General features: G+C 40.3%; 1 protein-coding gene and 1 pseudogene. Both read right to left on the bottom strand.

What is annotated here, in order from left to right:
• Positions 1-424 (bottom strand): annotated as a pseudogene (locus tag CXF78_RS16630) (inosine/guanosine kinase); the annotation flags it as partial.
• Positions 425-1,022: 598 nt separating this feature from the next.
• On the bottom strand, positions 1,023-1,667 hold the full coding sequence (gene adk, locus CXF78_RS16625) for an adenylate kinase (protein ID WP_011637011.1): 645 nt from the start codon (positions 1,665-1,667) through the stop codon (positions 1,023-1,025).
• Positions 1,668-1,701: the final 34 nt, after the last annotated feature.

Here is a 1,701-nt window from a genome sequence, read left to right as displayed (position 1 = left end):
AAAAGTTAAGATCAACCTTTGAAGAAGTGTTACATAAATAGCGATAAGCATAGCTACCCACCATAATATGTTGGCTCATAACCCCAAAAAGTACTGAGCGATCATCGGCTAAAATCGAATAATTGTGGACGGTGTTACCAATAGTACCACCGGCAAATTCATCGCTGATCATCTCATTAGATTTAAGTTCATGGTACAAATTATGGGCTTGCTCATCATTAATGAGAGTTGAGTTGCCTTTAGGTAAGCCATATCGCTCAAGTAACTCGTCTTCTACTTTAGCCTCGATATCAACCAAGGTTTGATCTATACCGCAAATGTAAGTAGAAAAAGGTTGAGGCTGCTGCGTAAGTTGAGCCAATAACGGATCACGACTGTTTACAGGGAAATAGTGTTTGGACTTACGTTGACCAGGAAACTTCATATTGGGCTCTCATAGCTTGGCATCCGTGCAAGTGTGAAATTAATTACCACTGACACTCATTCAATTTTGCATGAGTCGTCATCCGCGAAAATGGCGGCAGATTTTATCATAGGTAAGCGTCAATCCTATATCACTTTTATCACATTCACGGCCTAAATATGCTTCGTTGTGGCATTCAGTCTTATTTCATTCATTTTTTGTCTTACGACGATATATAGACTTGGGCTCAATCGGCTCGAGAATGTTTATCTGTTCAATCAAATATTAGCTTCAATATCGCTGTATTCCATCGCGTTAGTTTGGGCTTATAGATTGGGTCAAACGGTTAAAATAGACTGATTCCTAGCCATATGAAATATTCAATTGAAAGACGAGTAAGGCGCATGAATACATCAATAGTGAGTTGAGGCAAGGATAGTATTAGGATTTGGTAATCGTGTTTACAACCTTGAGCGGAAGTTAAATAAATATTGAGTCAATACGAGGGGTTCACTATCAATGAATAGTATTCCCACTAATACAACGCAACGGTTAGCTTATTCCTTAGGCATAAAAAAAGCCTGCAAAGCAGGCTTTTAATGGAGTAGCTAATCAGCGATTATTTTAATACGCTGGCTAGTTGCTCACTCACTTTAGTTACTGACTGAGTACCGTCAAACTTATTGTACTGAGTACGACCTTCAGCAGCGACTTTGCCATAATAATCAACTAATGGCTTAGTTTGCTCGTGATAAATACCTAAACGCTTACGTACGGTACTTTCTTCGTCATCTGGACGGATAGATAAATCTTCGCCAGTGACATCGTCTTTACCTTCCACTTTAGGTGGATTGAACACCACGTGGTAGACGCGACCAGAACCAGAATGAACACGACGCCCGCTCATACGCTTAACGATTTCTTCATCCGGCACATCGATTTCGATAACATGATCAATCTCAATACCATTTTCAGCCATAGCATCAGCTTGAGGAATTGTGCGAGGGAAACCGTCAAGTAAAAAACCTTTAACGCAATCTTCTTGAGCAATACGCTCTTTCACTAACCCAATGATAAGATCGTCCGAAACTAATTGACCTGCATCCATTACTTTCTTAGCTTCTAAACCTAATGGCGTACCAGCTTTAACCGCTGCACGTAACATATCACCAGTTGAGATCTGTGGGATACCATACTGTTCCATAATGAACTGAGCTTGGGTACCTTTACCGGCACCTGGGGCACCCAATAAAATAATGCGCATCTCAAAAGTCCTCTTTTAAGTTTGTGTTCTTTTT

It is taken from the genome of Shewanella sp. 11B5 (assembly GCF_002836795.1).
Classification (GTDB): Bacteria; Pseudomonadota; Gammaproteobacteria; order Enterobacterales; family Shewanellaceae; genus Shewanella; species Shewanella frigidimarina.
The sequence above is the reverse complement of the archived record's forward strand: the minus strand, read 5'-3'. Positions and strand labels throughout refer to the sequence as shown.